6 protein-coding genes and 1 pseudogene are annotated in these 8,565 nt (G+C 72.3%); 1 reads left to right on the top strand and 6 read right to left on the bottom strand.

Going from position 1 to position 8,565, the window contains the following annotated elements; translation table 11 throughout:
- Positions 1–98: 98 nt before the first annotated feature.
- The 3 genes from AC07D6_RS27525 to lanA all read right to left on the bottom strand — a co-directional run bounded on the left by AC07D6_RS27525 (position 99) and on the right by lanA (position 4,845).
- On the bottom strand, positions 99–1,460 hold the full coding sequence (locus AC07D6_RS27525; protein WP_479048740.1) for a lanthionine synthetase C family protein: 1,362 nt from the start codon (positions 1,458–1,460) through the stop codon (positions 99–101).
- Entirely contained in the window at positions 1,457–4,597 is a 3,141-nt protein-coding gene (locus AC07D6_RS27520) for a lantibiotic dehydratase (protein WP_479048738.1), read from the bottom strand. The genes AC07D6_RS27525 and AC07D6_RS27520 overlap by 4 nt, the downstream gene beginning before the upstream one ends.
- A gap of 86 nt (positions 4,598–4,683) precedes the next feature.
- Positions 4,684–4,845, bottom strand: a complete 162-nt coding sequence (gene lanA, locus AC07D6_RS27515) for an SCO0268 family class II lanthipeptide (RefSeq protein WP_315876053.1) — start codon at positions 4,843–4,845, stop codon at positions 4,684–4,686.
- Between the two features lie 560 nt (positions 4,846–5,405).
- Here lanA and AC07D6_RS27510 point away from each other — a divergent pair.
- Positions 5,406–5,720 (top strand): annotated as a pseudogene (locus tag AC07D6_RS27510) (IS982 family transposase); the annotation flags it as partial.
- A 15-nt stretch (positions 5,721–5,735) separates the two neighbouring features.
- On the opposite strand, the gene AC07D6_RS27505 reads toward AC07D6_RS27510, so the two are convergent.
- Genes AC07D6_RS27505 through AC07D6_RS27495 form a run of 3 tightly spaced genes read right to left on the bottom strand, consistent with a single transcriptional unit; the run spans position 5,736 to position 8,244 of the window.
- Positions 5,736–7,013, bottom strand: a complete 1,278-nt coding sequence (locus AC07D6_RS27505; protein WP_479048736.1) for a cytochrome P450 — start codon at positions 7,011–7,013, stop codon at positions 5,736–5,738.
- Positions 7,010–7,255, bottom strand: coding sequence for an acyl carrier protein (locus tag AC07D6_RS27500; RefSeq protein WP_315876050.1), 246 nt, complete (start codon positions 7,253–7,255; stop codon positions 7,010–7,012). Before AC07D6_RS27500 ends, AC07D6_RS27505 begins: the two co-directional genes overlap by 4 nt.
- A complete protein-coding gene (locus AC07D6_RS27495) occupies positions 7,252–8,244 on the bottom strand; it encodes a beta-ketoacyl-[acyl-carrier-protein] synthase family protein (protein ID WP_479048734.1) in 993 nt (330 codons plus the stop codon). The genes AC07D6_RS27500 and AC07D6_RS27495 overlap by 4 nt, the downstream gene beginning before the upstream one ends.
- Between the last annotated feature and the right edge of the window lie 321 nt (positions 8,245–8,565).

Here is an 8,565-nt window from a genome sequence, read left to right as displayed (position 1 = left end):
CAACCCACCCCCACCACCGGCTCACACCGTCACACCGGTTCCACCCACCAAACCAACCAGCAGGCGAACGAAAACAACCTAAATCACCGGTATTGCCCCTAAGCCAGCAAAAGCGGCATGTCCCAGTCGGCCGGTGTGCCGTCCACCGCGTACGAGTCCAGGGCGAGCGCGACGCCGGCGGCGCCGTCGAGGTAGCCGGAGACATCGGAGCCGAACGGCACCTTCGTCATCGTGAACCGCAGTCCGAAAGGCAGCGCCGGGTCGAAGGCGGAGACGAGCTCGACGGCGATGGCGTCCCGCAGTTCGACCAGCCGGGGGTCCCGCCACAGTTCGTTGAGTCGGCCGAGCTGGTGCAGGGCTCCGGCCCAACCGTGGCACAGCGCATGGTCGTTGATGCCCCAGGCCGACCGAGGAAGGACGAGCAGCCGGTCCACCGAGGCGCGGGCGAGGTCCGAGAAGTCCGTCCGGCCGAGCGCCCGTCCGGCCAGTTGCAGAGCCCGGGAGACCCCGGGAGCCCCGTAGCACCAGGCCGGCCACTTCGCGCTTCCGTCGTAGGCGGCAGGACCCCGTCGCCACTGGGCGAAGGAGAGGTAGCCGGGCCAGAACGGGCCGTACCGGTCCGTCACCGCCCAGGTCCGCAGCAGTTCGGCCGTCGCCTCCATAGCCTCCTGCTGCCCCGGCACCCGCGCACCTTGTTCCCAGGCCAGGGCCAGCAGGGCGAGCGGCCCGGCGACGCCGTGCGAGAGGCCCAGGTTGAGGTGGCCGCCGGGGAACGCCGCCTCGGAGCCGACCCGGGGCGCGTCCAGGGCCCACCAGCGCGGCACGCGGGCCCCCTGGTGCTCCACGGTGCCGAGCGACAGGCGCACGAGGTAGTCGAGCACCGCCGTCAGCGGCTCCTCACAGCTCTCGGCCCGGGCCAGCAGATAGCGGCCGACACCGGTCAGACCGCGGACCACCTCGTAGTGCCCGATGGTGGGCAGCGGCCGGTCCTCGACGGGGGGCAGGACGGCCCGTACGAGATCGCGCTGGTAGGCGTCGAAGCGCTGGAGCGCGGAGAGGTAGCCCCCGGTGGTGCGATGGGCGAGCAGTACGGCGAAGGCCAGGGCCCCCGGCCCCTTGAAGATTCCGCCTGCGGCGCCGGGCCGGCCCGAGACGGCGCGGGTTCCCGCCGTGAGATACGCGTGGGCGCGCGGCACCTGCCGCGCCGCGTCCCGGGCGACTCCCGCGAACGCGAGCGCGAGCCCGGGGCTGCCGCTGCCGAGGGTGAGCTCGGCCCAGACCGGCTCGGCGACCCCGTCGTCCGCGGCCTGGGCCGGGATGCGCGTGGCCGCCATCGTGGCGGCGGGATCGGCGAGCCGGTTCAGGATCTCGGCGGAGACGGCGGCAGCACGCTCCCGCACGTCCTGAGCGGAAGAGCCGGCGGGGCGCTCGCGCGTCCCGTCCCCGGTGGTCCCGCTCATCGTCCGCTCCTGTTCTCGTGCCGCCGTCGACCGACATGGGCCCGCACCGCGCCTCGCAGAACCGCGTACCCGCGGGCCTCGGCCGCCCGGTCGATGCCGAACAGACGGTTGTGCCGCATGTGCAGCAGCGACAGCAGGGCCTCGTCGCGGTCGGCTTCCGGAGCGGACAGGATCAGCCGTCCGTACGCGCGTGGCTCGGGCGACTCGGACCACAGCGTGCCGAGGGACGGCGCCCCAAGTGCTTCCGCAGCCGACGACACCGCGCTCCCCGGCCTGATCAGCCGGTCGGCGACGGCGCGGTGCCGCTGGTAGACCTCGTGCTCCGTGGTCTTCGTGAACATGCGGTCGACCCAGCCGCACCAGTCCCAGTCCCCGAGCGACTCCAGGAGCACCGCGTGCCCGAGCCCGGCGAGCACGGCGGCGGGGAGCCCCCGCGCGACACCCCGCAGGGCGCGCAACTGCACGAGTGCCGACAGGCTGTCCGTGCAGAAGAAGCGCTCGGCCGCCTCCTGCAGGGCCTCGCCTCCGTACCGGTCGCTTTCGGGCCGGTACACGTCGAGGGTCATCGTGCGCAGGGCCCCGCTCTCGACGAGGACCCGTGACGCACGGCTGATCGCGGGCAGCACCCGGCCGTTCAGCGCCCCGGGGTCGCCGTGGAAACGCAGCCGCAGATGCGGTTCGGGGTCTCGGTAGCGCACGAAGAACCAGCGGTCGACCTCGTCCTCGACCTCGGCGAGCACGGCCGGAAGACGCTCGGTGAGCAGGGCTTCGTGAGCCGACGGCTCCGCGTACCACTTCACGAACAGCCAGTCCTCGCCCGGCAGGTGGATCCGGGTGGGAGCAGGTCGCAGCGGCGGGGCGGTCCGCGCAGGCTCGGCGCTCTTTCCCGGCGTCGTACGCCCGGCGGGCCGCCGCACCCCCGCGAGGGGCACCACGATCTCCGTGCTGTGCCCGCCGTTCCAGCCGAGCCCCGCACCGCTGGCCGTCACGTCCTCGTAGAGGACGAACTGGGGGTGAGCGGCCGTCAGTTCGGCGCGCAACAGGTCCCGGTCCCAGCGATCGCGCAGGTCGACGGGGTACATCTGGTCGTTGCGCGCGATCTGCAGCCGGTCCGGTACGGCAAGGCGCCGGCGCCAGGCGTCGAGGCCCTGCTCCCACACCCCGGCGCCCTGTTCCCGGGCCGCGTCGCGCAGCCGACGGCCCGGCAGCCAGCGCTTGGGCATCGCCACCACCCGCCCGTACCGGACGCGCGGCAGATACGGCAGGGCGTCATGTCCTGCCCAGTCCCAGCCCGACCACACGCGGGGCCGCGCCGTCGCGAGATCCATGAGGAACCGGGCCACCGGCGGAGCCTGTGTGTCCAGGGCCAGCATGTGCGGCAGCACCGGGCGGACCGGACGGCCGCTCTCCGGGTGCAGCAGCCGCAGCCCGTCGGAGCCGGCGGCGACGAGCAGCGAGCGCCAGTCCAGGCAGCCGGGGTCGTCCCGGTCGTCGGGCACGCCGACGGGGATGCGGTACGGCAACAGCCGGGGCACCTGGACGATGTTGAGGCCGCGCGGCTCGCGGGGCATCAACTCGACCTGGGCCGCGATCACCGCGTCGTCGGGGGCGACGGCGGTGTCGGCGGCCAGCCGGGCGAGTTCGCCGGTGAGGCCGGCCGCCGCCGCGAACCGGCCCGCGGTGGCGCCCGCCGTCCAGGCGCCGATGTGCGGGCTGCCGAGCAGCCGGAAGTCGCCGCGGTCCAGTGCGGCGATGCTCTCGGAGAGCACCTGGAAGCAGAGTTCGAGGCTGCGCGGCGGCGCGGCTGCGGGATCGTGCCCGGCGACTTCGGCGAGACGCCCTACGACGTCGTCGGTCAGCACCAGGTCGCCGCCGGACAGAACGGCCTCCTGAAGCAGCTCGCCGATCATTGCGCGCCGGGGACCGTCCGCCTCGTCACCGGGGCCGTTGCGCGCGTACGCGGGCTCTGCGCCGTACTCGGGGGGCAGGCCGAGTCCGCGGTGCGGGTCGACCAGCTCGCCCAGTGGCACGGCGCCGGCGGTGCCGTAGCGCTCGATGAAGCGCTCGCGGTAGTCCCGCATGTATGCCAGCGTCGTCCACTCCGGTGTGATCGCCCAGATCGCGGCCGCATACCGGCACACCTCCTGGCCGACCGCCTCCGGTATGACGAACTCGCCGGGTACGTGCAGATCCACGTGAAGGGGCGGCCGGGCGTGCGTGTCGTTGTCCGTGCCGGGAACGTCGAGCCGGCGGACCTCGTCCAGGAGCTGCTGCCAGGAGTCGCCGCCCAGCCCCGGGGGGTCCTCCTGATGCCGTGCGCAGGCCGTCCGGATGTCCCGCAGCGCCTGCGCGTCGTCGGGAAGCGCCGCGTCCAGGACTGCCTCGATGCCGTCGAGCAGCGCGGTGTCGAGGCGGTGCGGGGTGATCGAGGTGAGCAGGAAGCCGTGCTGCAGGAGTCCGGCCAGCTGATGGTCGAGTCGTTCGGTGTCCAGCGTCGGAAAGCGCTCCGTCAGCGAGACGAGCAGATCGGCGTACGGCACGAGGGTCCGCGCCCGCTCGCGCACGGCGCTGACCAGCGCGTTGACGCGCACCGACTGCTCCTGACCGCCGGTGCGCAGATACAGCCGACCGTCCCGCAGGAAGCACAGGTCATTGAGCACGACGTCCACGCGCCGGCGGACGGAGGGCTCGGCGAGCCAGGCCAGTACCCGGCGGTGCAGCCACGCCCCGTCGAGCCGGACCGCGACCTCGCCGGTGCCTGGCTCCGCCTTGGCCGCGGAACCGAACCGGGCGGTACCGACACCTGCGAACAGGCCGAACGGCGTCGGGCGGGCCCCGGCGCGGCGGGCGTACCGCGTCAGGGTCCGCGCGGCGCTCAGAACCCGCTTGTGCCCCAGCGCGCTCGCGCCTTCGTCACTGGTCAGAGAGGCCAGGCTGTGGGCCAGCGAGCCGCTGGCCACCCGGACCGCCTGGTCGAGCAGGGGATCGGAGGCGAGCTGCCGCGCCCCGGAAACCGGCTCGGCGGCGTCGACCGTGGCCAGAGCGGCGCCGCGCGGCCGGCTCGCCATACGGACGAGCACGGGCTCCCGTACCTCGAATGCTGCGGATGCTCGGTGGGCTTCGGGCCCCGGCGCCACGTGTGTCCTCCTCGCCATCGTACGAAAGAGCGGGGCGGACCCGGGCCCGCCCCGCTCGGAAGAACCCCGAGGGGGGTCTCAGTCCGTCAGCAACAGACAGGGCAGCGCGTGCCGATCGCGTAGCTGCTCGGCGAGGTGTAGGTGCCCTGGCCGAACGACTCGGCCTGCTCCGGGAGGTCGGAGACGCGCAGATCCAGGTCGAGGTCGAGCTCGGGGGCTTCGTGGGACAGGACGATCTCGGTACGCATGCTTCTCCCTTGGATGGTGGGGTGCACGGACTCGAACATCCAGGGCCCCGATGGAGGCCCGGACGTGCCCCACCTTTGCTGACGCCGCTGACAGCCCGGTAGACGAAATCGAGCCATTGATCAAGGGCCGGCCCCTGCCGGGTCCGGGGCGAGGGAAAGGTCTCCCTCGCATGTCGAAGGGGGCGCCGTCGCCTGAACCGCCCGGGCGTCGGGCACGTCTGCTCAGGTCAGGGGCCATGAGCCGGCCAGTCGTCGATCCCCGCAAGCAGTTCGTCCTGCGCCTCTTCTGGCGCGGCCGACGCACGCACCGACCGCCGTGGCAGTTCGGCCAGTTCGGCGTCCGCGGAGGCGTGGTGCTCGCGCGCCGGTTCGTACTGATCCGTGGGCCGGGGCCCCGGAACCGCAGCGGGTCGTCCGCCGAGCGCCATCGGCACCCCCGGCCTCGACGCGCTACCGGAGCCGTACGCGGACAACGCCATCGCCCGCGTCGCGGACGAAGAGCCGGGGTCGGCATCGTGCGGCCGGGTCCGCTGAGCACAAGACGGCGGGGCCGGGCAGGGGTCCTCGTGGACGAGGGCTTCGCCGGACGGGACTTCGAAGCGTTTCGCACCGAGCGCCTGTGCGTCCACCCGGTGCGGCCGGACCGCAAGGACGGGTCGGCCCGACACGGCGAGATCACCCGGGTCCGCCAGTGGATCGAGGCTGTCATCGATACCCTCAAGGGCCGGCTCGGCCTCGAACAGCACGGCGGCAGAACCCCCGCGAGCGTCTTCGCCCGTACCGGACAACGACTCCTCGCCCTCACCGCCGCCATCCGGCACCACCGGACCACCGGGGCCCCGGTCAGGAGATCCCTGATCGCCCACGACCGCTGAGGACATCGGACCCACTTATTCGGGGGGTGGACCAGGGTGGCCGGCCAGGAGCACCGGGAGAGCGACCGGGGTCCGGTCGAAGAGAACGCCCTTCCAGATGACGTCGGAGTACGGTACGGCGGGCACGATGCCAGGGAAGCGCTGGAACAGGACGCGCAGGGCCACCCTGATCTCGATACGGGCCAGATGGGCCCCGATGCAGAAGTGCGGACCGTGTCCGAACGCCAGGTGCGGGGGAGCGTCCGGACGTTCCGGGATCACGGTGTCCGGTGCGTCGTAGACGTCCGGGTCGCGGTTGGTCGCGGCCAGCATGATGAAGACGACCGCGCCCTCCGGGACGACAGTGCCGGCGATCTCGACCGGCTCGCGGGCGAAGCGCCATGGCGAGAACGGAAACGGCGCGTGGTGGCGCAGGAGCTCCTCGACCACCACGGTGGCGCGCTCCTCGTCGTCGAGCAGACCGCGCAGGACGCTCGTGGTCTGCATCAAGGTGGCGGCCCCGTGGCCGATGGCGATCGCGGTGGAGGAGATCCCGCCGGCGAACATGATCGAGACCGTGGAGAGCATCTCGCGCCGGGTGAGCCGGCCCTCGGCCACGGCGGCCTGCAAGGCGGCGATGACCGTGTCGCCGTCATCGGAGTTCTGGGGGGTGGCGAGCGCGTCCCTGAGCACGTCGGTCAGGTCGGCGTAGGCACGCTGCCAGGGCGGCGAGAGAGGATGGTCGCGGCTGATGACGCGGCGCATGTGGGCGGCGGCCTCGGCTGTCGCCGCGTCGGACATCCCCAGGACGCGGCCCAGCGCGATCTCGGGCAAGGGTTGGGCGTAGGCCTGCATCAAGTCGACCGCCGGTTCGGCAGCCGGGCCGACGTGCGGGGCCCGGCGGTCCTGGACGGCCCGGTCCAGCAGACGGTGCGCGATCGTCGTGATCTCCGGTTCGCGCCGGGCCATGGCACGCGCGGACAACACCGTGGTGGCCACGCCACGCAGCCGGGCGTGTTCTTCGGCATCGCTGTTGAGCATGTGCCGCCCACCCACGATCATGAGGTCCTCGGGGTGGCGAACACCGCCGAAGCCGTGCTGCGGATCCCGCAGCGCCCGCGGGTCCTTGATGAACCGGGGGTCCTTCAGCGCTCGCTTTCCGTCGGCGTAGCGGGTGATCACCCAGGTGGTGAGGCCGTCGGGCAGCGTGATCGGCAGTACGGGGGCGCGCTCGCGCAGTTCGCGGTAGACGGCTTCGGTCTCGGGGGCGTGCGGGGGTGGCTCGAAGGGGACCGGCTTGGGCGGGGGAGTCATGAGGGGTCTTCGGCCGTCTGCTGGATCAGTGCGCACAGGTCGTGCCCCGTACGGACGTCGAACAGGTCGTCCTCGTCGAACTTGACGCCCCACCTGGCCTCGGCGACGGTGACGGCTTCGACGAGGTGGAGCGAGTCCATGCCGGGCAGTTCGATGATCCGCATTCCCAGGTCGATCTCGTCCGGTGTGCGGTTCAGAACGTGGGCGAGGACTTCCCGTACGCCCTGGGCCACTTGCGTCATGTCCGTCTCCTCGGTTCGCGCCACTGTCGCACCTCGCTGTCCGTGAGCACCTCGACGACGAGAACGGTGCAGGCGAACCCGGCACCGAAGCTCAGCAGCAGGGCGTACTGGCCTGTCCGCACCGGGCACCGATTGGTCAGGTGCTCCAGGTTCAGCGTGACGTCACCGGCGGCGAAGTGGCCGGTCGCGTGGACCGGTCGCAGGTGCTCGGCCTTGCACTGGGGCGGCGTCGCCTCGCTCATCAGGCGCTGCAACCCGGGGGAGGTGAACCGGGGTTGCAGTACCCAGGCCAGACGCGGATCATCTGCCGGCAGTCCGGCGTCGGCCAGGGCGGCCGACACAGCCGCCCGCATACGTCGGCGGATCAGGAAAGTCAGCTTCTCCCTGGACATGAGCTCACTGAGACCGGGACGCGCGACTGTCTCGGGGTGCTGCCCGTACGAGCTGTCGCGCAACGGGTGCAGGTGGGGGAAGTCGGCTTCCTGTTCGGGACTGCCGTACGAGGCCACGGACCGAATGGCCAGCCGACCGCGGCGTCTCGCCAGGACGAGGGCGGTCGCACCGTCGCCCATCACGGTCTCCGTCCGCCCGTGCCAGCGTTCGGGGTTGTCCGGGCCGAGCCCGTCGCCCGTCAGGACCAGGGCACTGGTCGTGCGCGGCTCGGTGAGCAGGTGGGCGAGCGCGATCTGGATGGCCATGGCGTTGGCGTTGGACATCTGCCGGACGCTGAAGGCGACGGCGCGCTTGGCCCCGAGGAGGCGTGCGATCCTGGGGGCGATCTTCCAGCCCGTCTCCGACTCCGTGCCCGCGGCGTACAGGCACAGGTCGAGGTCGGCCGGTGCTTGCCCCGCTTCCGCCAGGGCGCCGCGGGCCGCGGCCAGCGCCATGTCCTCGGAACTGTGACCGAGGGGCATGACCGGCACCTGCTCGAGTTCCAGGCCGACCGCGTGTTCCGCGCTCAGCAGGCCCTGCTCGAGCGCCTCCTGCACGGACTCGCGCCCCGGCGGGAGAAATGCGGCGACTCCGGCTACGTGTATGTCTTCTGGCGCTTTCATCGAAACCTCTTCCGCGGCTCCGGGGCGGTCCGGCCTCTACGAGGACTTCTGGGACCGTCCGAGGATCCGTGATGATCCGTCGGGCCTGTTCCCGGTCGTCATCGAGGCTGGAGCGTCCTTCCGGGGACCCCTGCTTCTGCCCCACCCGGCCTTTCGCGTCGGACGGGGCGCCAACTCCCTTCCCCCTACCGGTCTGTCGCGGCTTGCTCGCGCACCGCACCATCGGTGACGGTAATGTTCGCGTCAGGAGCGCTG

This window comes from Streptomyces sp. NPDC045287 (assembly GCF_056432325.1).
The sequence above is the reverse complement of the archived record's forward strand: the minus strand, read 5'-3'. Positions and strand labels throughout refer to the sequence as shown.